Source organism: Oleisolibacter albus, assembly GCF_003336875.1.
Classification (GTDB): Bacteria; Pseudomonadota; Alphaproteobacteria; order Azospirillales; family Azospirillaceae; genus Niveispirillum; species Niveispirillum album.
Map to the genome: position 1 here is coordinate 25,655 of NZ_QGNJ01000021.1, position 22,829 is coordinate 48,483.

The window sequence follows — 22,829 nt, forward strand, 5'->3', positions numbered from 1 at the left end:
GATCCACTTTGCCGGACAAGGCCCCGCTGTCCCGGTGGGCAGCCCCTTGTCCGGTTCTTCCGCCCATGTCCTGGCGAAGGATGTCCATCCATGACCTGCTTTTCCGATCACCTGCGCCGCTCACCCGTCATCCCGGTCCTGGTCGTCGACCGGGTCGAGCATGCCGAACCGCTGGCCACGGCTTTGGCGGAAGGTGGGCTGACGGTGGTGGAAGTCACCTTGCGCACGCCGGCGGCGCTGGAGGTGATTCGACGTATGAAGCGGGTCCCTGCGCTGACGGTTGGCGCCGGTACCGTGCTGACCCCCGGGGATGTCGACAGCGCGGTCACCGCCGGCGCCGATTTCATCGTCACGCCGGGGACGCCGGTCTCCCTGGTTCCGGCATTGCGTGGTGCCGGTGTCCCGGTCATTCCGGGGGTGCAGACCGTCAGTGAGATCCTCGCGCGCATCGAGGATGGGTTCCAGATCCTCAAGCTGTTCCCTGCCGAGCAGTGTGGCGGCGTCGGGTTGCTGAAAGCGATCGCCGGACCGCTGCCATCGGTACAGTTCTGTCCGACCGGCGGGATAGACCAGAGCAAGGCGTCCGCCTACCTTGCCTTGAAGAGTGTGGCCGCCGTGGGCGGGTCCTGGATCGCACCGGCCAGTGCTCTCGCCGCGGAGAACTGGGATCTTATCACCGTCAACGCACGCAACGCGGCGCTTCTGGGGGCGGCCAAGGAATCCTGAGGATATTACAGAAATATTCCCGTTTTCTGCACGGAGTATTGAATTCCGGCTTCCGTGTAGCGTGTCCCCTGTTTCGGAGATCGCGTCCAGGTTGTTGATCCGATGCCGGCTGTCGCGCCGCAGCGACATGCGCCTTGATTGATTGACGCAAATGATTTATCTACTTTTGCGTTTATTTCTCCGAGCCCGTTCGGCACCTGATCGGTGAGGGCTGGAAGGATGTTCGCCCTCTGGCTGTCTGTACCGGAAGGAAGGATCATGCGGAAGACGCTCGCTGCGGCAATCGCCTTGTTCGTTGGCATCTCCGGGGCCGTGGCACAGGACATGCGCGGCCAACCGGTCGCGGATCGTCCGCGTAGCGACTACGATCCCGTGGGGCTGCGCGCCGGGGGGTTTCTGGTCCTTCCATCAATCGCCGTGGAGGCGAGCTATGACGACAATATCTATGCCCAGGAAAGCAGGAAAGACGACGACTATATCTTCATCATCGCGCCGAAGCTGCTGATCCGCTCGGACTGGAATGTCCATTATATGGAGTTCCATGCGGCCGCCGAATTGGGCCGCCATCATGACTTCACGGCGGAAGATTACGACGATTATCAAGCCGGTCTGGAGGGACGCCTCGATATCGCGCAGGGCTGGTCCGCGACAGCAACGAGCGACTATCGCCGTGCGCATGACGAGCGCGGCACGCCGAGCGACGCCGGCGGGCGGGAGCCGACCGAATATGACATGGTCTACAGCGCCCTGGGGCTGAACCGTACCGAAACCCGCATCACCTTGCGGGCTCTCGGCACCATGACCTATTACAATTATGACGATACGCCCGGCGCAGGTGCCACGATCATCGACCAGGATTTCCGTGACCGCACCGAATATGCCGGATCTGTCCGGCTCGGCTACGAGTTCATGCCGGACGTCAACACGTTCATCCAGGGCAATCTCAACTGGCGTGACTACGACAGCGGCAATCGCGATTCAGACGGATACCGTCTCGATACAGGTTTTGCTTTTGATTTTGGCGGCATCACGACGGGTGAGATCTATGCCGGCTACCGGTCGCAGACCTATGACTCTCCCGGCTTTTCCTCGCAATCCGGCTTCAGCTATGGCGGCTCGCTGTTGTGGAATCCCAGCGGTCTGACCTCGGTCCAGCTCTCTCTCATCAATGATCTCAATGAATCGACCCTTGCTGGTGCATCGGGCTATATTTCCAACGGAGCCTCTCTTCAGATCGATCATGAATTGCGGCGCAATGTGCTGATCGGGGGGCGCATCGGGTACACGGAAAACGACTATCGTGGCCTCGACCGGCTGGAGAAAATGTGGACCGCAGGTGCCAAGGCAGATTATCTGCTGAACCGCTCGTTGCGGCTCGGTGTCAGCTACACCCTGACGGACCGCTCGGTGAATGTGACCGGCCAGGACTATACCCGCAATCAGGTCCTGTTGAGCCTGCGTGGCAGCCTGTGACGGCAGGTTGCCCTTCCGGCTGATACGGGAGGCCCGGGCGCCTGCGTCCGGGCTTTTGCATCAGGCCGCAGCGACCGCCATGGCCCGGATGGGTGTGGCCCCGGCCAGGCAGACCTGCGCCCGGGCGCCGGCGTCCACGCGATGGATGCCGGTGGCGGCCCCCGTCGAGACCCAGCTTCCTGCCGACAGGGAGAGGCCCCGGCGTCCCATCAACCCGATGAGGAAGACCAGTGCCGCCAATGGACCTCCAGGGATGGAGGCCGCGGTTCCCCGGCCGACGACCACATCGTCCACCATGGTTTCGACGTACAGATCGTCCGGCCGCTGTCGATGCCAGTCCGGAATGTCCGGGCCGATGATCAGCCCGTTGTTGTTGCCGAAATCGCTGACCACGACCGTCGGCCCCAGATCGTTGATGCTGGCCAGCGGGCTGCCTGCCGGCTCGATTCCGATATGGAGGGCGGCGACCAGCGATCCGGCCTCCTCCAGCGTCGGCGCCGGTCCCGGTGGAACATCACGGGCCAGTTTGATGACGAATTCCGCCTCGACGGCGGCGAAGCCGTCCGGATACACCGGAAATGATACAGGACCATCCGTCGGTGCCATCTGCACGGCCTGTTGGAAGATCGGGCCGGCCAGCCGCTCGGCCCCCAGCCGGGGGCGCAAGGCCGGAGGCACCAGCCCGACCTTCCATCCGGCGACGTGGTCGGGCCAGAGGGCCAGGGCACGGTCCTGGCAGGCATACCCCGCATCCAGCGTCTCCGGGACCTGACCGCCGGGATAGGCAGCCAATGCGCGTCCGGCCTGGCGGGCGGCGACGAACGATGAGGCGATATGCTCGATATCCAGGGGCATCTGGTTCTTCTCCCGGAAGCGGTGCTGCGTCCTCCGGATGACCGGCGGAATGCCGAGCAGCCCTGCCGCTCTTGTGAAACGGGTCTTGACGCTTTCTCCTGGCCTCTACTATAGGAAACCGGTGTCATTTTCAAGAATGGCTGTCTTGCCACGACATCTGCGCGTGACCGAGCGGCCTGCCGCAAAAACTCGGGGGAGGATGATGGTGGACCGACGTGCTCTTCTTGCCGCCGTGGCTCTGTTGCCGTTGGCGGCCTGCAGTTCGCTCTCCCAGGCCAGCGCTGGCAGTCCCGCAGCGACCGGTGCCCGGGCGGCGGGCCTGCCCGCCTTTCCCGGCGCCCTCGGCTGGGCCGCGGACACAGCGGGGGGGCGGGGCGGCCAGATCATCCGCGTGACCAGCCTGGCGGCCGAGGGGCCGGGATCTTTCCTGGAGGCCCTGGAGACCAAGGGGCCACGGATCATCGTGTTCGAGGTGGGCGGAGTCATCGATCTCGGGGGCCGGGAGATCAAGCTGACCGAGCCCTTTGTCACCATCACCGGGCAGACGGCGCCGGCGCCGGGCATCACCTTCATCCGCGGCGGCCTGCAGATCGCGACCCATAATGTCGTGGTCCGCCATATCCGTGTCCGTCCCGGCGAAGCCGGGGCGGCCAAGCACAGCGGTCTGGACATCGACGCCATCTCGACGGTGGGCGGGGCGTACAATGTCATCGTCGACCATTGCTCGCTGACCTGGGCCACGGATGAGAACCTGTCCGCCTCCGGTCCCCGGTTCAAGGGCGATGGACCGGACGAATGGCGCCGCAATACCTCGCACCGCATCACCTTCAGCAACAATCTGGTGGCGGAGGGATTGGCCAATGCCACCCATGCCAAGGGGGAGCATTCAAAGGGCTCGCTGATCCACGACAACGTCACCGATATTCTGATCGTGGGCAATCTGTACGCTCACAACCGGGAGCGCAGCCCCCTGTTCAAGGGGGGTGTCCGCGGCGCCATCGTCAACAACCTGATCTACAATCCGGGGCCGAAGGCCATCCATTATAACCTGATCGCCCAGGAATGGGGCGACCATGCCTATCAGCGTGGACAGATGTCGGTGGTGGGCAATGTGCTGCGCGGGGGACCGGATACCCCGGCCGAGCTGCCCTTGCTGATGATCGGCGGCTCCGGCGACCTGGATTATCATCTGCGCGACAATATCCGGGTCGATTGGCGCGGCCAGCCGTTGCCGGAGGTCGGACGCTATACCACGGCGCCGCTCACGGCGTCGGCGCTGGACCAGCCCCCTGTCTGGCCGGCAGGGCTGGCGGTATTGCCCGCCGCGGCGGTTCAGGATCGCGTCATCGCCGAAGCCGGCGCCCGGCCCTGGGACCGGGACCCGATCGATGCCCGGATCGTTGCCGATGTGATCGAAGGCCGTGGCGGCTTTATCGACAGTGAACGGCAGGTTGGCGGCTATCCCGCCTATGCGGAAACCCGCCGCCCCTTCGATCCGGCGGCCTGGGATCTGCGCTTCATGATCCCGAAGTCCGGTCCGTCTGCCGGATTCTGAATCGGAATCCCCGCCGCCTCGGTGGCGGGGAAGCGCCTGTCACAGGCCGCGCAGCTCGGACCGTTCCTGCTCCAGGAACCAGCGATAGGTGTCGCGGATACCGTCCTCGATCCCGATGCGGGCGGTCCAGCCCAGGTCCGTCAGGCGGCGGACATCCATCAGCTTGCGTGGTGTGCCGTCGGGCTTGCTGGTGTCGAAGATGAAGCGCCCCTCGAACCCGATGATCCCGGCCATCAGCTCGGCCAGGGCCAGGATGCTGAGATCCTGGCCGGTGCCGACATTGACATGCGTCTCGCCGGAATAGTGCTCAAGCAGGAACACCAGCGCATCGGCCAGATCGTCCACATGCAGGAACTCCCGCATCGGCCGGCCGCTGCCCCAGAGTTCGACACTGTCGGCGCCGCTGAGTTTGGCCTCATGGATCTTGCGCATCAGCGCCGGCAGCACATGGCTGGCCGTCAGGTCGAAATTGTCGCCGGGGCCATAGAGGTTGGTCGGCATGGCCGAGATGAAGTCACAGCCATGTTGGCGCCGGAAGGCCTGACACAGTTTGATGCCGGCGATTTTGGCCACCGCATACCATTCGTTGGTCGGTTCCAGCGGTCCGGTCAGCAGGCTGTCCTCGGTCAGCGGTTGCGGCGCCAGCTTCGGATAGATGCAGGACGAGCCCAGGAACAGCAGTTTCTCCACGCCGACCTGATGGGCCGCCTGGATCAGGTTGGCCTCGATCATCAGGTTGTCATAGAGGAAGTCGGCGGGGAGCCGGTCATTGGCCAGGATGCCGCCGACCTTGGCCGCCGCGAGCACCACCGCCTGCGGCCGGTTGTCCGCCATCCAGGCGGTCACTGCCGCCTGATCCCGCAGGTCCAGCGTCCGGCGATCGGCGGTCAGGATGGTGCAGGGGGCCTGCTGCAGGCGGCGGACCACGGCACTGCCGACCATGCCCTTATGTCCGGCGACAAAAACCCGCTTGCCGGCCAACGAATACATCGGTTCAGTCATCCATGGCCCCCAGCGTCGATGCGCCTTGCTTCAGCAGCGCGATATCCGCATCGACCATTTCTTCGACCAGTTTAGCAAAGGGGGTCGAGTGCTGCCAGCCCAGCACCGTCCGCGCCTTGGAGGGATCACCCAGCAGCAGATCGACCTCGGTCGGGCGGAAATAGCGCGGATCGATCCGGACAACCACGCGTCCGCTGGCGACATCAACGCCGTGTTCGTCCACACCCTGGCCCTTCCAGACAAGGCTGATGCCCACACGCGCAAGGGCGCGTTCGACGAAGTCGCGGACGGTATGCGTCTCGCCGGTGGCCAGCACATAGTCGCCGGGCTGATCCTGCTGCAGCATGCGCCACATGCCCTCGACATAGTCGCGGGCATGGCCCCAGTCGCGCCTGGCGTCGAGATTGCCGAGATAGAGGCAGTCCTGCAGGCCCAGGGCGATGGCGGCGACGGCGCGGGTGATCTTGCGGGTGACGAAGGTCTCGCCGCGGATCGGGCTTTCATGGTTGAACAGGATGCCGTTGGAGGCATGCATGCCATAGGCCTCGCGGTAATTCACCGTGATCCAGTAGGCATAGAGCTTGGCCGCGGCATAGGGGCTGCGGGGATAGAAGGGCGTGGTCTCGCGCTGCGGCGTCTCCTGCACCAGCCCGTACAGCTCCGAGGTGCTGGCCTGGTAGAAGCGGGTGCGCCGCTCCAGCCCCAGGATGCGGATCGCCTCCAGCAGCCGCAGCGTCCCCAGACCGTCGGCATTGGCCGTGTATTCCGGCGTCTCGAAACTGACCTGAACATGGCTCTGGGCCGCCAGATTGTAGATCTCGTCCGGCTGCACCTGCTGCACCAGGCGGATCAGGTTCGTCGCATCGGTCAGGTCGCCGTAATGCAGCTGGAAACGGCGGGACTTTTCGCTGCCGGTGTGGGGATCTTCGTACAGATGGTCGATGCGGGCCGTATTGATCGAGGAGGAACGCCGCTTGACCCCATGGACCCGATAGCCCTTCGACAGCAGGAGTTCCGCCAGATAGGCGCCGTCTTGCCCCGTAATGCCTGTGACCAACGCCGTTTTCGTCATTGCTCCCGATCCCACTGGCTGTGTCCGCCGATCCGGGCCGCGGCCCGGACGCTGCACGGGTTGTCCCTAGCACTTTCCTGTCCGGCAGGATAGCGGCAGCGGCCGCAACCACAGGAGGTTTTTCCTGGAATTTCCTCGAAATTCCTCGTTGCCGGCCGTGGTGCTGCCTGTTATCAGAAGTTGGTTTTTTTATGAAAATTGCACGGAATGATGGTTTTCCATGGCGGCGTTTCCGGGCGGGACCCGGCATGCGGAACCCGGTCCAGACGGCTGTGACGCCAATCCGGCGTCGGTACAGGCGGGCTTGGCGGGGATGAGAGGGAATGAGATGAGTGCGCGGGTGTCCATCGTCACCACCACCTACAATGCAGCCGCTCATATCGGCCGCATGCTGGACGCCATTGCCCTCCTGGATTGGGACAGTCTCGAATGCGTCATTGTCGATGACGGGTCCAGGGACGGGACCGTCGATCTCGTGCGCCGCCGGGCCGCCGCCGGGCCGCGCATAAGGTTGCTGACACCCGGTCGTATCGGTCGGGCGCGGGCGCTCAATCTGGGGGTGGATGCGGCGGCGGGACCGCTGATCGCGATCAACGACGCCGATGATATCAGCTTGCCGCACCGGCTGCGGCGGCAGGTGGCGGCGCTGACGGACTCTCCAGGATCCGTCGCTGTCGGGACCGCCTTTGTGACAGTGGCCGAGCATGGGGACATGCCGGTGCCCCTGGTCCCGCCGGACCCCGGCGGCCGCATCATCGAGTTTGCCGCTGCGGATTTCTACCGCGGCAACCGGGTCGCCCATTCCACATTGCTGTTCCGCAAGTCGGCTTGGGCTGCGGCCGGTGGCTATAACGAGGATCTCGGTTCCTGTATCGATTTCGACTTCTATTTCCGTCTGCTGGGCCAGGGGCGGTTTGTCTATGTTGACGAGCCGCTGGTCCATGTCCGCCTGTCACCCCACAGCAGCTTCAAACGGCGGAGATTCCCTGATTATTTCCGGGATTATCGCGCTGCCCTGGCAACGGGCCGGCGGATGAACCGGATTCCCTGGGCATTGCGCATCTATGACCTGAAGCCCTGCTGGTACCATGTGCGAAAGGTCCTGGTGCAATGACGGTTTCCAGGGGAGGCGCCGATGGTGAGCTGCATCGCCGGCGCGTGGCGCTGCTGGTCAATTTCGTGCCGCCCTACCGCGTGCCGGTGCTGCGCAGGCTCCAGGCACACCTGTCGGCCCTGCGCATCCTCATCTCCACGACCATGGAGCGGGACCGGCACTGGCAGCCGGATTGGGACGGGTTGGATGTCCGCCTCCAGGCCAGCCTGTCACGGACCATGAAACTGACGCATCCCGACGGGACCGTCATTCACACCGAACTGCACCTGCCTTATGACACCTTGATCCAGCTGGTCCGCCTCCGGCCCGACATCGTCATAACCGGTGAGATGGGCCTGCGCACGCTGATGGCCTGGCTCTACCGGCGGCTGGTGCCGCGCAGCCGGCTGGTCATCTGGGCCACCCTGTCGGACCGGACGGAAACCAAGGCCGGACGTCTGCGCACCAGGCTGCGCCGGCTGCTGCTATGGGGGGCAGACGCCGTTCTCACCAACGGCCAGTCAGGCCGGCGCTACCTGCAACGGCTTGGCTGTCCGGCGCAGCGCATCCATCCGATCGGTCAAGCCGTTCCTGTTTCCCTGTTCCGGCAGCCGCCCTTTCGACCGCCGGAGACGGCCCACGATCTGGTTTTCATCGGCAATCTTGAGGCTTGGAAAGGGTTGCTTCCGGCCCTCGATCAGCTTCGCGGCTGGGCCGAGCAGCGGCCGGTGGCCGGCATCCGTCTGCAGATCATCGGCAGGGGCCGGCAGCGTTCCGATGTTCTGGAGGCGATGGCCCGGCTTCCGGCCAATGTCACGGCGCATCTCGCCGATCCCATCCCCTACGCGGCCATGCCGGCCCTTTACGCAAAAGCGGGCGTTCTGCTCCTTCCCTCTCTCTATGAGGAATGGGGTCTGGTGGTGAATGAGGCCATGGCGGCCGGCGTGGTGGTTCTGGGCAGCCGGCACGCACAGGCCGTGGAGGAGTTGATCGAGGACGGGCGCACCGGCTTCATCTTCGATCCGGAGGTGCCTGGCAGTCTGGCTGCGGCCCTGGACCGGTTGATGGCGGCATCCCCGGCCGAGCTGGATGTGATCCGGGCCGCCGCGCAGGCCCGGATCGCTGCGGTCACGCCGGACGCCATGGCCGACCATATGGCGGCGGTATTGGCCGGCATATCGTCCGGGAGGGCAGCCATGCTGCAGGGGGGGCTGCCATGACCCTGGTCACGGCCCGGCTGCCGCGGGTGGGCGGCGGGGCATCGTCCCTGCTGCTTGCGGCCTGTGCCTTCGGCTTTGTCACGGACTTCTTCAACAAAATTCCACTGGCCGGCGGCCTGTCCCTGGCGGGGGCAATTTCTGCACTGTTTGCCGTCCTGATTCTGATCCACTGCCTCAGTGCCGTCCGGTTGCCCCGGCATCTCATGATTCCTGCCGGCATGCAGTCCGGATTTCTGCTGCTGGCGGTGACCGTATCCCTGGTGTCCGGCCTGCCGATATCCGGGGTGCAGAATCTGGTGACCTATACCGCCTTCATCGGCGCGCTCCATGCCTCGGCCGCGCTCAGCCTGCTGGACCCTGGCTTTCCACTGCGGCTGATGCGGCTGATCCTGCGGCTGTCCCAGCTGTTGGCCGCCACCTATCTGGTCCTGGCCCTCGTGTTGGGGCCTGGACACGATCTGGTGTTCGCGCCGCGCAGCACGGCGATGATCCTGATCCTGGGCGTAGCGGTCAGCGTGGCGGCCACCCCCTGGACGTCGCCCCACGGCGCGATGCGGCTTCTGCTGCTGCTGGTGGCCATTGGCGCATCGTTGTCGCGCATGGCGCTGCTGACCGCACTGTTGCTTGTCACTCTGTCCAGCCTGCACCGGGGCACTTGGGCCGGCCGGCTGCTTCTGCTGGGCAGTCTCGGCGGTCTGGGTGGACTGTTCCTTTGGCTGATCGATGCCATTCCCGCTTTGCGCAGCCGTATGATGGAAGGGGATGCCGCCGTCCAGGTCGGCGGCCTCACACTCAACACCAGCGGGCGCATGGTGCTGTGGGACCATCTGTTCGCCAAGGTGCAGACCTCTCCCTGGATCGGGCATGGTGCCGGTTCATCCGGCATGGAGACCATAAAGTTCTACGCCATTGCCCATGCCCATAATGATTATCTTCGTCTGCTCTATGATTTCGGGCTGATTGGCCTGGTTCTGTTTGTTTTGCCGCTCCTGCTCATCCTGCGCCGGAACTATCGCCACGCTCTGAACAGCGGCAGCCCGCTTAACCGTGCGGCCGTCCTTGCCGGCATTGGCCTGCTCTGTCTGATGGTCACCGATATCCCCGTCGTATTCTTCGGGCTGATGATGGGGGTGGCCTTGCTCAATGGGGCTGGAAGCGCGGCCATCATTCGTCAGCACGGGTCATGATGCCCAGCCGTCCCCGGGTTCTGCTCTCGGCTGTCGCCTTTGATCCAAGCCGCGGGTCGGAGCCGGGGATGGGCTGGAACTGGGCGTGCGCCTTGTCGGAGCATGCCGATCTGCACATCCTCACGCAGCATGACAATGGCAACAAAGAGCGTATAGACCGCCTTCGCGCGCAGGGCCTCGGACTGCATCCATCGGCGACAATCCATTACCTGCCGGCATTCCTGCCCCCTGCCGATGATCCGGACCGCGCCCGGATCGGCGCCTCTCCGTTCAGATATTATCGGGCATATCGGCGCTGGCAATGGATGGCATTCTTGCACGCGCAGAAGATTGTTGCGGATAACCAGATCGATATCGTCCACCATCTCAACATGACAGGCTATCGGGAACCTGGTTACCTCTGGCTTCTTGATCGTCCTTTTGTCATCGGCCCTGTGGGCGGCTTTCTTAATTATCCGTGGTCATACATGCCGGTTCTGCGGCCCGCCGAGCGCCTGCGCCAGTCGGCGCGGAGCATCGTGAACACCCTCACCATGCGGTTGGACCGACGGGTTGCGCGAGCCTTGCGGACGGCGGCTGTGGTTCTGGCGGCGACGTCGGCGGATGCGGAAATGATGCGCCGTTGCTATGGACTCAAGCCACTGGTCACCGGCGATGCCGCGTGTGGTCCCATGCCGGACCGCCCCCGCCGGATTGCCGGAAACAGTCTGACATTGGTCAGCAGCGGTCTGCATATCGCGCGGAAATCGCTTCCCGTGGGCTTGCATGCCCTCGCCCTGCTGGGGCCGGATGTCCCGTGGACATTGCATCTGTTGGGCGAGGGGCCGGAAACCCCCCATCTGCGGGGGCTGGCCGACGGGTTGGGGATCACGGAGCGGATTGTCTGGCATGGGTGGCGGCCGCGTGCCGAGGCGATCGAGATCATGAAAGATGCCGACATCTTCCTTTTCCCCAGCCTGCTGGAAGGATCGGCAACCGTCGTGATGGAGGCGCTGAGTCTGGGGCTTCCGGTTGTCTGCTTTGACTGTTGCGGGATGCATGACAGCATCACACCGGATTGCGGAATTGCCATTCCCACGACACCGGCCTCTACCGCGGCATCCCGCTTCGCGGTAGCCATCCAGGCGTTGTGGCGGTCGCCGGAGACGCGCGAGAAACTCGCCGACGGCGCCCGCGCCCGGGCACAGGAACTCAGCTATCCGGCCCGGGCCGCCCAGGTGGCGCATCTCTATCAGTCCCTTGTCGGCGCGGCAGGTCATAGTCCCTGACGCGTGCGCAACGCCGCCCACCCGATGCCGGGCGTCACCGCGATCCCTGCGAGTGCCATGGCCCAGGCGATCGACATTGCGCTCGGGGGCAGCAGCAGCAGCCCCAATCCCAGGACGACCAGTCCGGCAATTCGGCTCCAGAACACCGGTTGCGTTCTTCCCGTGGCAAGCAGACCGAAGCCTAACCCCTGCCGGCAGGCATCGGTTGCGGCGATGAGGAAGAGAGGCAGCAGAAGTGACGTGGACTTAATGAGAGATTGATCCCCATACAAAAACATGATCAGTAAATCCGTTGATGAATAAAGGAAAATTCCGTACATAATAGCGGCTATTGTGAATAAAATTCCGCCAATTGCGCTGTAATTGCGGGCGGAATTTTGGCGGGTCTTGTGGATTTTCATTGTCACTCGTGGAATCATTGCGGTGTAAAGCGCCGACATGATTTGCGTGAACGGCATGAATAGGTTCTGCATGGCGCGCAAGGTTCCCGCGTCATGCAGGCTGACCAGAGAGGCGGTATACGCGATCACGCCTTGATTTCCGATCCAGAACGCCACGCTTGTGCCGACGAGCCAGCGCCCGGCCCGCCAAAGGAGTGGGCACATCCAGACCAGGAGGCGCCGTGACGGACGCACCAGCGGGGTGGGGTGAAGCCAGATATTCACAAGAATTGCGGCTGTGCTTGCCACACTCCACAGCAAGACGGCTCCTTCGGCGTGTCCACCATGGGCAGACAATGCCGCCCCAATCAGCAAGAGGAGAAGGTAGGCGGTGGAGCCGGGAAGTGACCTCCCGATAGATCCGTGCAGATAGAAGTTTCGCCGTGTCTGCATGTGCATGCGCCACGTTATGTTTGCAATGGCCAAGCACATCACCATGAATATATCTTCAATACATGACATGTATCCGAAAAAAATAATTAGTATTGAAAGGGCGCTTGAGGCAATGAAGCTGATGAAAAGTCCCGAAGTGAGCAGCTCAGGGCGTTTGAATCTGCTGCATCTCGCGTGAACCATCGGCATCGGATCGGAGATGAGCGCCGAGACGCATCCCTCTGCCAGAAAGGCCAGAACCCAGACCAAGCTGAATCGCCCGAACTCGGTGACGCCGAGCGTCCGTGTCAGAAGTGCAGTGAATGTGAACGTGGCCAGTCCCTGTATGGCCTGATCGGCCAATGAAAATGCAGCACCTCTGGAGACGAAGACGGGACTGATGCTGGGACGTGATATCCAGATTCTGATGATTTTATCGCGTGTGAATGTCGTCATTTTCCGCGGTTTGTTTGAGCCATTGATCTGCAACGGGTGGTCGCTCATTGCGATGAAACCTCAGAGACGGATCACCCCGGCCTCCGCCTGGAGAGCCATGGCCGAGTAAGGACCGGCGGTCATGATCATCAGCTGACGCTGGCGAGACGGGTGGCCACGGCCGGACTCCTGTCGCTGTCGAGGGGACTACCGTCCTGCGATCTTGCTGCGATCAAATGAGGGCACCGGGGCCGTATCGGGCAGACGGGGGCCGTTCACGGCCCGATCCAGGGCCGCATGGAAGTGACCGGGTGTATAGTTGGTGCAGTAGCGCTGCCGTGCGGCCAGCCGGTCGGTCCGCAGGCGGTCCGGCGCGGCGGCATAAAAGGCGATCCGCGCCGCCAGTTGGCGGGAGATGGTGTCCGGTGGTGACCCGGCGGCAATGACATTGTCCTGAAGCGCCGGCCCCAGCAGATCCGCCACAGCGCCGGTGGCATAGACGATGGGAACCGTTCCGGCCGCCATGGCCTCGATCACCACCAGCGGCGTATGGTCGTGGCGGCTGGGATAGGCCAGGATGTCGGCCCAGCCGATGGCCCGCTCCTTGTCTGCGCCGTAAAGGGGACCTGTCACCGCGACGGTCTGCTCCAGCCCGGCCTGCCGCACGGCCCCGCGCACCCGATCCAGGGTCAGGGCCGCTGTCGGAGCGCCCACCAGCTTGGCCTCGAAGGGGATGCCGGCCGCGGCCAGTTGCGCCAGGGCGGCGATCACCTCCTGCACGCCTTTGCCGGGGATGAGGTTGGCCAGATGCAGGATACGCAGCGGGCCGGGGGATCGGTCCGGTGGCGGTCCAGGATCGGGCGCCGGGTTGGGAACCGGCCAGATCCGGGCGAATCGGCCGGACCCCCGGGCACGCCGCGCGCTGTGGCTGGCGCTGGTCAGAAGCTCTGTTCCCCGCAGGCAGATACGCAGCAGCCGGTCGCCGGCCGCGCGTCCGGACAGGATCGCCTCCAGCCCCTCTGCATGCAGATGCACCAGACAGCGCTGCGCCGTCAGCCGTCCGAGCAGGATGATGGCCCCGTCGCGGAACCGGGCAGACCCGAAAGGCGACAGGGTCGTGTAGCTGAGGTCGGCAGGGCCGCGCCGGCACCGCGCCACCAGCAGGCGGGCTGCGCTGCGAATCAGCTGCAAAGCCTTGCGCAGCCTGTTCCGCCCCAGGTCGGTCAGATTGCCGGACTGTCCGATATCGACCGCAAGCACGGCCAGACCCGGACGGTCCCGCAGATGGGTCCAGGCCTGCAGCGTGACCTGGGTCACGCCATGGACCGGCGGCGGAAGGGGCGCCAGGAATTGCAGCCTCATCGTTACCACCAAAGCGTTAAAATTTTAGCAAAACACAATCTCAATAGCACAGATCCCGTTTTAAGCGTATAGATTGCTGTGTTGGGCAACCAAAAGTGATGGTGGTGCGATGTCGGCGACGGTGATCAATACGTCAGTCCTGGGCACCGCCGTCAGCGCGGTGGACCTGGATCGGGCCATCCACGTCATCCATGGCTGGCTGCGCGATGGACAGCACCACTTCGTCTGCGTGCGCGATGCCCACGGCATTGTGCGGGGGCTGGATGAACCGTGGCTGCGTGACCTGCACGCCCGGGCCGGGCTGGTGGTGCCCGATGGTTGGCCCGTGGCGGCATTGCTGCGCTGGCGTGGCTACAGGCACGTTGCGCAGGTGCGGGGGTGCGATCTCATGCGCCGGCTCTGCGCTGATTCGATCCGATACGGCTACCGCCATTTCTTCTATGGCGGCGCCCCGGGTGTGGCGGAGGAACTGGCTGGACGGTTGGGGGCGGCATATCCCGGTCTTCAGGTCGCCGGCGTCCTGTCGCCACCGTATCGTAACCTGACCGTGCAGGAGGATGAGCGGATCATACGGACCATCAACGCTGCCAGGGCGGATATCGTCTGGGTGGGGTTGAGTACGCCCAAGCAGGAATTGTGGATGGACGCCCATCGCGACCGACTGGCCGCCAATGTCCAACTCGGTGTCGGGGCGGCCTTCGATTTCCTGACCGGCCGTCGCACTGAGGCACCCGGATGGGTCCGGCGGTCGGGTCTGGAATGGGCCTATCGTATGGCCTGCGAACCGCGGCGGCTGGGGCCGCGCTATCTGCATGTGGTGCCGCGGTTCCTGGCCGGCGTGGCGGTCGAGGCGGTGCAGCAGCGGCCGGAGCGCCACCGCTTGCCCCAGCCCAAGGCCTGAGGTGCCGCATGTCTTCCTTCCTGGTGACGGGGGGCGCCGGCTTCATCGGCTCCCATCTGGTGGCGGCGCTGCTGGAGCGTGGCCATCATGTCCGTGTTCTCGATGATCTTTCCACCGGGTCGGCTCCCGCGGTGTCTCCGGGTGCCGATCTCATTCTTGGCGATGTGGCCGACAGGGCGGTGGTACGGCAGGCGATGCTGGGAATGGATGGGTGTTTCCATCTGGCCGCCGTGGCCTCGGTCGAACGCGGCCATCAGGACTGGCTGGGCTGCCATCGTACCAATCTGACCGGCAGCATCACCGTGTTCGATGCGGCGGCGAAGGCCGGACGCGTTCCGGTGGTCTATGCGTCCTCGGCCGCCGTCTATGGCGACAATCCGGTGCTGCCCCTGTCCGAAGAGTCGCAGACGGGGCCGTTGTCGGCCTATGGCGCCGATAAGTTGGGCTGTGAGTATCACGGGCGGGTCGCCGCCCTGATCCACAACGTCCCCACGGCCGGGCTGCGCTTCTTCAACATCTATGGCCCCGGCCAGGACCCACGCTCGCCCTACACCGGCGTCATCGCCATTTTCGCCGACCGTGCCCGCCAGGGGCAGCCGCTCCGCATCAATGGCGATGGCAGCGCCCTGCGTGATTTCGTCTATGTCGGTGACGCTGTGGCCCATCTGCTGGCCGCCATGGGACGTCTGCACGGACACCGGGCGGCGGTGGCCGAGATTTTCACCGTCTGCACCGGCCGTCCCACCAGCATTCTTGAACTGGCCACGCTTCTGCGGCGCCTGACCGGATCGGACAGCCCGATCCAGCACGGTCCTGCCCGGGCGGGGGATATCGCCCGTTCCCTGGGTGATCCGCGGCGGGCCATCCGTCTTCTCGGCGTCCAGGCTTCGACTGTGCTGGAGCAGGGTTTGTGCCACACCCTTGATTATTCAGGCCTACGCCCGCCATTGATGCAGCCAGGCGGTGGCCATCAGAATGGTCCACAGCCGCTGGGCATGGTCCTGCCGGCCACCGAGATGTTCGGCCAGAGCGCGGCGAACCGGGGCGGGATGGAACAGTCCGTCGGCTGACAGCCCCTGTCCGGTCAGCAGGTCCTCGGCCCAGCTTCGCAGCGGGCCGCGCAGCCACATGCCGACGGGTGGGCTGAATCCACTCTTGCCCCCCGGCAGGGGAGGAGGCGCCTGGACGAGGTCGGCCGGCAGCAGACGTTGCCGCACCTGCCGCAGCAGATGCTTGGGGCGTGCCGGGTCCACCAGCCCGGGGGGGAGACGCAGGCACAGCTCAACGACGGCGCGGTCCAGCAGGGGGACCCGCACCTCCAACCCATAGGACATGCTGGCCCGGTCCACTTTGGCCAGAATATCGTCCGGCAGGTACCAGGTCATGTCCTGCAGGCGCATACGGTCGGCGAAGGGACGGGTGTGGCCGGGCAGCGGCAATGGTGGTTCCGGATCGGCGCCAATGACGACCTGGTGCGGCCGCGGCCAGATCCGCAGGGCCGCCTCATAGGCCAGATCCGCCGTCGTGGCCTGGAGCACGCCGGCGGCGGCACGGCTGGTGTCCAGCAGACTGCGGCGCCACAACCGGTGAGGCAGAAGCGGCTGGAGGCGGCGCAGGACCGCCGCGGGGGTCCGCGTCAGCAGCCCGCCACCGGCCTGCCGCAGCGGTCGCGGCAGGCGGGCCGCCCGCGTCCACAAGGCGGCTGTCATGGCATAGCGCGGATAGCCCGCGAACAACTCGTCGCCTCCATCCCCGGACAGGGCGACGCTGACGCGGGTCTTGGCCAAGCGGCTCAACAGCAGTGTCGGGATCTGGGACGGATCGGCCAGGGGCTCATCGTACAGCGCGGGCAGCGCCGGAATCAGGGTCAGCGCATCCCGATCAGTCAGCAGCTGGTCTCGATGTTCGGTTCCCAGCCGGTGGGCGATGGCCGCCGCGGCAGGACGTTCGTCGCTTCCCCCTTCGAAGCCGATGGTGAAGGTACGGACCGGCTCCGATGTTGCCTCGCACATGGCCGCCACCACCGTGCTGCTGTCCAGCCCGCCGGACAGGAAGGCACCCAAAGGGACGTCGGCGCCCATCTGGCGCCGGACCGCCGCCCTGATCGTGGTGGTCAACGCCTCGACCGCCTCGGCCTCGCTCATGGGTTCGGTGCAGGCGGAACTCTGTTCCAGCGACCAGAAGGGCCGCAGCTCGAGCGGGTCCGGCGATCCCGGTGCCAGCCGGACCCAGTGTCCCGGCGGCAGATGGGCCACGCCGGCATAGATGCTGCGGGGTCCGGCAATGTAGCCCCGCCGCAGCAGGCTGGTCAGGGCCTGCCGGTCCAGCGGCAGGTTGGCCGGGCTGGCCGCCCGGATCGCCTTCAGCTCCGACGCGAACATCCAGCTGCCGTCCACGCGCCCCCAATAGAGCGGCTTGATGCCCACCGGATCGCGGGCCAGGACCAGTTCCCGCGCCTGCCGATCCCAGAGGGCGATGGCGAACATGCCGTTCAACTGGTCGAGCGTGGCGGCGAGGCCCCAGCGGGCGACAGCCTCCAGCAGGACCTCCGTGTCGGCATGGCCATGGAAGCGGACCCCCTGCTCCTGGAGCGCGCGCCGCAGATCCGGATGATTGTAGATCTCGCCGACGAAACTCAGAACCCAGCGCCCGTCCTGGGAGATCATGGGTTGTCGGCCGGCGGGGGACAGATCGAGGATGGCCAGCCGCCGATGGCCCAGCGCGATCCCAGCATCCAGATCAAGAAACGAACCCTCGCCATCGGGACCGCGATGGGCAAGGCTGGTCAACATACGGTCGAGGAGCCGGGCGACGGCACCGGCCGGGCCGGGCTGCGGCAGGAAACCGGCAAGACCACACATCAGCGAACCGCCCGAGCGGGCGCCGCCTCATCAGGGGCGTTCATCGGCGACCCGGTGCAGATACGCGCCATAGCCGGTCTTGCCCAGCGGGGCAGCCGCGGCCACCGTCTCTGGACCGGCCACATAGGTCGGCTGGTCCAGGTTGCACAGCGTGATCCCGTCCTGTCCGCTCAGCATCCGCACGACGCAGGAGCCGATGAAACCTGCGCAACCCGTAACAAGGACCCGCACCGCCGCTGCCTCCGTAAGTTCAGGGTATAGAGCGAAGAGGGTTTTGTTTCGGCAGTCAAGACAACAAACGGGTTAGTTTCGGCCTGCGGAGGGGTGCATTGCAATTGCTTGGTGCTTTTTCCGAAGTAATACCTAAGGGCTTTCTCTTTGAAATCACAAAGTGTCAACAAAATATCGCGGATATTGCGACATATTTTATTGTATATTCATGTCCTTATCTTTCTTGGATCTGGGTTGGGTTGTACATGGCATCCAAAACCAAGGGTAGATCTATGTTTTGACGGATCGACCTTTTTGAGGTAGGTCTACACGTATATATGGTAAATGTTCCGGAATGATCGCCCATGGACGCCTCCGATCTGCTGTCGCGACGACGTACCCTTATGACCGGCTTGGGCGGTACCTTGTCACTTCTGTTTCTGTCGGCGCAGGCAGCGGCGGATGCCGTGGCCACGGGGGCATCCGCCAGCGCACCGGCGGGCGGGCCAAGTGATGGGGCAAGTGGTGGGGACGCGAAGTCACTCTACAGGCTGGGGGCCGGCGACAAGCTGCGGATCGTCGTCTTCGGTGAGGATGACCTTTCCGGAGAATTCGAGGTGGACAGCGGCGGCTCGCTGTCGCTGCCGCTGATCGGTGAGATCGTGGCAGTGGCCAAGACACCGCGCGATCTGGAGCGGGATGTGGCCAAGGCGCTGTCCGACGGCTATCTCGTCAATCCGCGCGTCAGCATCGAGGTTCTGAACTACCGGCCTTTCTTCATCCTGGGCGAAGTCAAGGAGCCGGGGAAATACCCCTATGTCAACGGCATGACGGTGCTGAACGCCGTGGCCGTGGCTGGCGGCTACACCTATCGCGCGCGCAAGGACCAGATCGTCATTGTCCGGGGCGGTGACAGCGGCAGGGAAACCATGGCGCAGGAGGGATCGTCCGTGCTGCCGGGCGACATCATCCGCGTGCCCGAGCGGCTCTTCTGACATGTCCCAGAATCGGACCCCGGTGATGACGGATCTTCTTCTGCCCCCCCAGGACCACTCGGGAGCACAGGCATCCCAGGGCATTGATCTGCCTGAAATTCTCCGCATCCTGTCCCGGCAGCGCGTGGTCATCCTTTCGGTGGTGGCCAGCTTCGTCACCCTGTCGCTGCTTCTGGCCTTTCAACTGAAGCCGCTCTACACGGCCGAAGCTGTGCTGATGCTGGATATCCGCAAGAACCAGGTGGTCGATGTGGAATCGGTGCTGTCCGGCCTGCCGCCGGATGCGGCCGTCGTCCGCAGCGAGCTGGATGTGTTGCGGTCGCGGCAACTGGCGTCGAAAGTGGTGGACAGGCTGGGTCTGGCCGCCGATCCCGAGTTCAACCCCGTACTGCCGCAGGCCCCCAGCATCTGGGACTGGATCAGCCCGCTGGCCTGGATTCCGGCCTCCTGGCGTCTGGCCCTGGCGGGAAATCCGCCGCCACCCGGTCCGGACGTGCAGGCCGATCTGATCCGGGCTGCCATCATCGACCGGGTCATCGCCGGATTGGCGGCGGACAATGATGGCCGCTCCTATTCCATCCGTCTGAGCTTCACCGCCAGCACGGCCGTCAAGGCCATGCGCATCGCCAATGGCTATGCCGAGTCCTATCTGACCGACCAGCTGGAAGCCAAGTTCGAGGCGACGAAGCGGGCCAATGACTGGTTGAGCAACCGCTTGGCCGAGCTGCGCGACCAGGTGCGTGCCGCCGAGAACGCCGTGCAGCAGTACCGGGAAGCCAACAACCTCATCCAGTCGCGGGGGGCGACAATTTCCGCCCAGCAATTGTCGGAAATCAATTCGCAGCTGGTTCTGGCCCGTGCCGAGCGCAGCCAGGCGGAGGCCCGGCTGCGGGCTGCTCAGCGGGTGGCCAGCGGCGGCGACACAATCGACAGCGCGGTCGAAGTGCTGGCGTCACCCCTGATCCAGCGCCTGCGCGAGCAGGAGTCCCAGGTTCGCCGCCGGGAGGCGGAACTGTCGAACCGCTATGGCGCCCGGCATCCGACCATGATCAATGTCCGGGCCGAGTTGCAGGATCTGCGCCAGAAGATCGCCGAAGAGGTGCGCCGCATCATTCAGGGGCTGGCCAATGAGGTGGAGGTGGCCAAGGCCAAGGAAAGCAGCCTCCGTGCCGCCCTCGATGACCTGCAAGGGGCGACAGGCAGCAATGCCCGGGCCGAGGTGCGTCTGCGCGAACTGGAGCGGGAGTCGGAGGCCGGCCGTGTCCTGTATGAGAATTTCCTCAATCGCTACAAGGAAACCAGCGAGCAGCAGGATCTGCAGTCGGCCGATGCCCGGCTGATCTCCCCGGCGGTCATGCCGCTCGGTCCGTCCTTTCCTAAGAAGAGCATGGTTCTGGCGTTGGGAACGGCAGCCGGTCTGGCCCTTGGACTCCTGGCCGCCTTCATGCTGGAGCGGCTGGACCGGGGGTTCCGGGGCGCCGAACAGGTCGAGGGTGCGCTGGCGCTTCCCGTCCTGGCCCAGGTTCCGGCCTTGAACGAGCGTGCCACCAAGCAGAAGCCGGAGCAGTACGTGCTCGATAAACCGCTATCCTCCTTTTCCGAGGCGCTGCGGTCTCTGCGGACGGCGTTGCATTACACCAATGTCGATGATCCGCCCAAGGTGATCGTCATCACCTCCACGGTTCCGCGGGAAGGCAAAAGCACCTTGTCGTTGTGTTTTGCCCGGGCGACGGCCAGGGCGGGAAGCCGTGTGCTGCTGATCGATGCCGACTTCCGCCGGCCGCGGATCACCAAAATGGCGGCAGTTCCCGCCGCAGCAACCCTGTCCGACATGCTGGCGGGGAGCCACGAGGTCAACGATGCCATCCAAGTGGACGCCCTGTCCGGCGCCCATCTGATCGCGGCGGCGCCCGGTACGCCCAATCCACAGGACCTGCTGGCTTCCAAGCAGATGGAGCGTTTCGTCGATCAGGCGCGGGCGCTCTACGACCTCATCATCATCGATACGCCGCCGGTGCTGGCCGTGTCCGATGCCCTGGCCGTGTCCAAGGTCGCCGATGCACTACTCTATGTCGTCCATTGGGGATCGACGGCGCGTGAGATGGTAGCCACGGGTATCAAGCAGCTGCGCGCCTGCAATGCGCCGCTGGCCGGCGTGGTTCTGTCCCAGGTTGATCTGCGTAAACATGCCCGTTATGGTTATGGAGATTATGGATATTATTACGGTCGCTATCGAGAATATTACAAGAACTGATCTTTTGTTCTGATTGTGTTCAGGAGTCTGTTCGTGGTTGCGTGAAGATGGCCAGGATGCTGCGGCTATACCAGTATTGCGGGACATTGGTCCTGGCCCTGGTCACGGCTGTGGCCGGACTGGCAGCCGCATGGCCCGCCTTGGTCCGTCTGCCCGGCGATGAGCTGGTCCCTTCGGTCCTGCGATTTCAGCCGTTGTCACCGGCAGAGATCGAGCGGTTCGAGACGAGCCGGCGCCTCGGCTCCGCCAGCGACCAGAAGCAGATGGGCAGGCTGCGGTTGGGGCAGGCGCTGGTGACGTCGGACCCGGTGCTGGCCGTCCATTTGCTGGATGAGGCCATCGGGCGGCTGGAGCAGGGCTTGTCGGCGGCACCGGCGGACACTGCGGCCTGGGCGGCGCTGGCCTTTGCCCGTCTGCGGCGTTCAGGGCCGGGGGACGCCAGCCTGTCGGCCCTGCGCCTGTCGATCAGCATGGCACCGGCGGAGGCGACGCTGGTTGTCTGGCGGGTCGGTTTGTTGTTGGCGCATGAATCGCTGCTGGGCGCCGATGATCGCCAGCTGCTGGCACAGCAGATCCGGGCCGGATGGATCTTTGCGCCGGTGCAGCTGGTGGCCCTGCTGCGGCAGCACGGGCATCTGTCCTTGCTGCATGATCAACTGACGCCGCCCGACCTGGGGCAGCTGGCCCGCCTTCTGGCCACCCCCTTGCCGTGATCCTGCTGCCGCGTTCCTGTCGGATCATACCGCCAGCCGGTCACCGGTGACCCGGACAGATCCGGGCCTGACGCGTCCAGCGGCGGAACACCCACCGGGGGGCCGAAGGATCGGTCTCAGGTGGGCGACGCCGGAGGCGGCGGCGGCGGCGGAGGAGGCGCGGGCGGCGGAGCAGGCGGTGCCGCCGTCTGCGTGTTCACGGCGGCCTGAACGGCGGCAACCGGCAGATTCGCCGTCTGGGCCACGCTGGTCGCGATCTGTGCGGCCTGCGAGGGCACCGCCTGCACCACGGCGGCTGCGATCTGCGTGGCCAGGGCCGGATTGGCCTGGACCACCGCGGCGGCGATCTGTGCGGCCTGGGTGGGCGCCGCCTGGGCGACGGCCGCCGCAACCTGTGCCGCCTGGGCGGGAACCGCCACCGCGACGGCGGTGGCGATCTGGGCCGCCTGCGCCGGGGCTGCGGCAGCGACGGTGCTGGCGATGATCGCCGCCGCTCCCGGATTGGCCATGGCGGCCTGGGCGGCGATGACCGCCGCCTGATCGGGATTGGCTGTGACCAGCGTCTGCAGGGCGGCCGTCAACGCCTCCCCGCTCAGTCCGGCCAGATTCTGGATGGCGCTGGCCAGTTGTGGTGACAAGGGCGGGCTGGTCTGAGCCGCCGCCGTGGCCATTCCCAGCGCCAACGGGGCAACGACACCGGCCAGGAGCAGGTGCCTAAAGCGTTTGAAGCGCGAGGGCGTTGCCATCCAGGGTCTCCGTCCGGGCATGCTGATCGGCTGACTTCCCTACTGGGATAGGGCTGTGACCGAGAAAAATCAACATGAAATGCATCCAA

19 protein-coding genes and 1 pseudogene are annotated in these 22,829 nt (G+C 65.0%); 12 read left to right on the top strand and 8 right to left on the bottom strand.

All coding sequences use genetic code 11. The annotated features are described in order from the left end of the window. Nucleotides 1–90 precede the first annotated feature (90 nt). A complete protein-coding gene (gene eda / locus DK368_RS19820) occupies nt 91–726 on the top strand; it encodes a bifunctional 4-hydroxy-2-oxoglutarate aldolase/2-dehydro-3-deoxy-phosphogluconate aldolase (protein ID WP_114395719.1) in 636 nt (211 codons plus the stop codon). A 258-nt stretch (nt 727–984) separates the two neighbouring features. Beyond that, nucleotides 985–2,199, top strand: a complete 1,215-nt coding sequence (locus tag DK368_RS19825) for an outer membrane beta-barrel protein (RefSeq protein WP_162306113.1) — start codon at nt 985–987, stop codon at nt 2,197–2,199. 60 nt (nt 2,200–2,259) lie between these two features. On the opposite strand, the gene DK368_RS19830 is transcribed toward DK368_RS19825, so the two are convergent. Further along, entirely contained in the window at nt 2,260–3,054 is a 795-nt protein-coding gene (locus DK368_RS19830; protein ID WP_114395721.1) for a 2-keto-4-pentenoate hydratase, read from the bottom strand. Between the two features lie 205 nt (nt 3,055–3,259). Between DK368_RS19830 and DK368_RS19835 the strand changes: the two genes are divergently transcribed. Then, complete coding sequence (locus tag DK368_RS19835) at nt 3,260–4,609, top strand: pectate lyase family protein (RefSeq protein ID WP_155524648.1); 1,350 nt, start codon at nt 3,260–3,262, stop codon at nt 4,607–4,609. 39 nt (nt 4,610–4,648) lie between these two features. Here DK368_RS19835 and fcl read toward each other — a convergent pair whose 3' ends face one another. Together fcl and gmd are read right to left on the bottom strand one after the other, a co-directional pair. Continuing rightward, nucleotides 4,649–5,611, bottom strand: a complete 963-nt coding sequence (gene fcl / locus DK368_RS19840; protein WP_114395723.1) for a GDP-L-fucose synthase — start codon at nt 5,609–5,611, stop codon at nt 4,649–4,651. Further along, nucleotides 5,604–6,683 carry a GDP-mannose 4,6-dehydratase gene (gene gmd / locus DK368_RS19845; RefSeq protein WP_114395724.1) on the bottom strand — a complete coding sequence of 360 codons (1,080 nt, stop codon included), beginning with the start codon at nt 6,681–6,683 and terminating at the stop codon, nt 5,604–5,606. Before gmd ends, fcl begins: the two co-directional genes overlap by 8 nt. 328 nt (nt 6,684–7,011) lie before the next feature. On the opposite strand from gmd, the gene DK368_RS19850 reads away from it, so the two are divergent. The 4 genes from DK368_RS19850 to DK368_RS19865 all read left to right on the top strand — a co-directional run bounded on the left by DK368_RS19850 (nt 7,012) and on the right by DK368_RS19865 (nt 11,451). Continuing rightward, nucleotides 7,012–7,797 (top strand): glycosyltransferase family 2 protein, encoded by a 786-nt coding sequence (locus DK368_RS19850; protein WP_162306114.1) that lies wholly within the window; start codon nt 7,012–7,014, stop codon nt 7,795–7,797. Beyond that, nucleotides 7,794–8,996, top strand: coding sequence for a glycosyltransferase family 4 protein (locus DK368_RS19855; RefSeq protein ID WP_114395726.1), 1,203 nt, complete (start codon nt 7,794–7,796; stop codon nt 8,994–8,996). Before DK368_RS19850 ends, DK368_RS19855 begins: the two co-directional genes overlap by 4 nt. A gap of 26 nt (nt 8,997–9,022) precedes the next feature. Next, complete coding sequence (locus DK368_RS19860) at nt 9,023–10,183, top strand: O-antigen ligase family protein (protein ID WP_162306115.1); 1,161 nt, start codon at nt 9,023–9,025, stop codon at nt 10,181–10,183. 68 nt (nt 10,184–10,251) lie between these two features. Beyond that, complete coding sequence (locus DK368_RS19865; RefSeq protein WP_162306116.1) at nt 10,252–11,451, top strand: glycosyltransferase family 4 protein; 1,200 nt, start codon at nt 10,252–10,254, stop codon at nt 11,449–11,451. Here DK368_RS19865 and DK368_RS19870 read toward each other — a convergent pair. Continuing rightward, on the bottom strand, nt 11,439–12,767 hold the full coding sequence (locus DK368_RS19870) for an MATE family efflux transporter (RefSeq protein WP_155524649.1): 1,329 nt from the start codon (nt 12,765–12,767) through the stop codon (nt 11,439–11,441). The two genes, DK368_RS19865 and DK368_RS19870, sit on opposite strands and share 13 nt — an antisense overlap. Nucleotides 12,768–12,905: 138 nt before the next feature. Continuing rightward, the gene (locus DK368_RS19875; protein WP_114395730.1) at nt 12,906–14,060 is read right to left on the bottom strand and encodes a glycosyltransferase; all 1,155 of its coding nucleotides are present in this window, start codon (nt 14,058–14,060) and stop codon (nt 12,906–12,908) included. A gap of 109 nt (nt 14,061–14,169) precedes the next feature. Between DK368_RS19875 and DK368_RS19880 the strand changes: the two genes are divergently transcribed. After that, nucleotides 14,170–14,961 carry a WecB/TagA/CpsF family glycosyltransferase gene (locus tag DK368_RS19880; protein ID WP_114395731.1) on the top strand — a complete coding sequence of 264 codons (792 nt, stop codon included), beginning with the start codon at nt 14,170–14,172 and terminating at the stop codon, nt 14,959–14,961. 8 nt (nt 14,962–14,969) lie between these two features. Then, a complete protein-coding gene (locus DK368_RS19885) occupies nt 14,970–16,031 on the top strand; it encodes an NAD-dependent epimerase/dehydratase family protein (protein WP_155524650.1) in 1,062 nt (353 codons plus the stop codon). Here the strand turns inward: DK368_RS19885 and asnB are convergent. Further along, nucleotides 15,975–17,822, bottom strand: a pseudogene (gene asnB / locus DK368_RS22155) (asparagine synthase (glutamine-hydrolyzing)); the annotation flags it as partial. The gene DK368_RS19885 and the pseudogene asnB sit on opposite strands and share 57 nt — an antisense overlap. 30 nt (nt 17,823–17,852) lie before the next feature. Further along, on the bottom strand, nt 17,853–17,999 hold the full coding sequence (locus tag DK368_RS21535) for a hypothetical protein (RefSeq protein WP_155524651.1): 147 nt from the start codon (nt 17,997–17,999) through the stop codon (nt 17,853–17,855). 398 nt (nt 18,000–18,397) lie between these two features. Between DK368_RS21535 and DK368_RS19895 the strand changes: the two genes are divergently transcribed. Genes DK368_RS19895 through DK368_RS22345 form a run of 3 tightly spaced genes read left to right on the top strand, consistent with a single transcriptional unit; the run spans nt 18,398 to nt 21,994 of the window. Further along, nucleotides 18,398–19,027 carry a polysaccharide biosynthesis/export family protein gene (locus DK368_RS19895; RefSeq protein WP_240002584.1) on the top strand — a complete coding sequence of 210 codons (630 nt, stop codon included), beginning with the start codon at nt 18,398–18,400 and terminating at the stop codon, nt 19,025–19,027. 25 nt (nt 19,028–19,052) lie between these two features. After that, nucleotides 19,053–21,281 (top strand): polysaccharide biosynthesis tyrosine autokinase, encoded by a 2,229-nt coding sequence (locus DK368_RS19900; RefSeq protein ID WP_162306117.1) that lies wholly within the window; start codon nt 19,053–19,055, stop codon nt 21,279–21,281. Between the two features lie 47 nt (nt 21,282–21,328). After that, nucleotides 21,329–21,994 carry a hypothetical protein gene (locus tag DK368_RS22345; RefSeq protein ID WP_155524652.1) on the top strand — a complete coding sequence of 222 codons (666 nt, stop codon included), beginning with the start codon at nt 21,329–21,331 and terminating at the stop codon, nt 21,992–21,994. 116 nt (nt 21,995–22,110) lie between these two features. On the opposite strand, the gene DK368_RS19910 is transcribed toward DK368_RS22345, so the two are convergent. After that, complete coding sequence (locus DK368_RS19910; RefSeq protein ID WP_155524653.1) at nt 22,111–22,740, bottom strand: hypothetical protein; 630 nt, start codon at nt 22,738–22,740, stop codon at nt 22,111–22,113. Nucleotides 22,741–22,829 lie beyond the last annotated feature (89 nt).

What these genes read in the sequence shown, in the direction of transcription:
- eda (WP_114395719.1), top strand. Translation starts at nt 91, where the DNA reads ATGACCTGCTTTTCCGATCACCTGCGCCGCTCACCCGTCATCCCGGTC.
- DK368_RS19825 (WP_162306113.1), top strand. Translation starts at nt 985, where the DNA reads ATGCGGAAGACGCTCGCTGCGGCAATCGCCTTGTTCGTTGGCATCTCC.
- DK368_RS19830 (WP_114395721.1), bottom strand. Translation starts at nt 3,054, where the DNA reads ATGCCCCTGGATATCGAGCATATCGCCTCATCGTTCGTCGCCGCCCGC.
- fcl (WP_114395723.1), bottom strand. Translation starts at nt 5,611, where the DNA reads ATGACTGAACCGATGTATTCGTTGGCCGGCAAGCGGGTTTTTGTCGCC.
- gmd (WP_114395724.1), bottom strand. Translation starts at nt 6,683, where the DNA reads ATGACGAAAACGGCGTTGGTCACAGGCATTACGGGGCAAGACGGCGCC.
- DK368_RS19850 (WP_162306114.1), top strand. Translation starts at nt 7,012, where the DNA reads ATGAGTGCGCGGGTGTCCATCGTCACCACCACCTACAATGCAGCCGCT.
- DK368_RS19855 (WP_114395726.1), top strand. Translation starts at nt 7,794, where the DNA reads ATGACGGTTTCCAGGGGAGGCGCCGATGGTGAGCTGCATCGCCGGCGC.
- DK368_RS19865 (WP_162306116.1), top strand. Translation starts at nt 10,252, where the DNA reads ATGGGCTGGAACTGGGCGTGCGCCTTGTCGGAGCATGCCGATCTGCAC.
- DK368_RS19870 (WP_155524649.1), bottom strand. Translation starts at nt 12,767, where the DNA reads ATGAGCGACCACCCGTTGCAGATCAATGGCTCAAACAAACCGCGGAAA.
- DK368_RS19875 (WP_114395730.1), bottom strand. Translation starts at nt 14,060, where the DNA reads ATGAGGCTGCAATTCCTGGCGCCCCTTCCGCCGCCGGTCCATGGCGTG.
- DK368_RS19880 (WP_114395731.1), top strand. Translation starts at nt 14,170, where the DNA reads ATGTCGGCGACGGTGATCAATACGTCAGTCCTGGGCACCGCCGTCAGC.
- DK368_RS19885 (WP_155524650.1), top strand. Translation starts at nt 14,970, where the DNA reads ATGTCTTCCTTCCTGGTGACGGGGGGCGCCGGCTTCATCGGCTCCCAT.
- DK368_RS21535 (WP_155524651.1), bottom strand. Translation starts at nt 17,999, where the DNA reads ATGCTGAGCGGACAGGACGGGATCACGCTGTGCAACCTGGACCAGCCG.
- DK368_RS19895 (WP_240002584.1), top strand. Translation starts at nt 18,398, where the DNA reads ATGGACGCCTCCGATCTGCTGTCGCGACGACGTACCCTTATGACCGGC.
- DK368_RS19900 (WP_162306117.1), top strand. Translation starts at nt 19,053, where the DNA reads ATGACGGATCTTCTTCTGCCCCCCCAGGACCACTCGGGAGCACAGGCA.
- DK368_RS22345 (WP_155524652.1), top strand. Translation starts at nt 21,329, where the DNA reads ATGGCCAGGATGCTGCGGCTATACCAGTATTGCGGGACATTGGTCCTG.
- DK368_RS19910 (WP_155524653.1), bottom strand. Translation starts at nt 22,740, where the DNA reads ATGGCAACGCCCTCGCGCTTCAAACGCTTTAGGCACCTGCTCCTGGCC.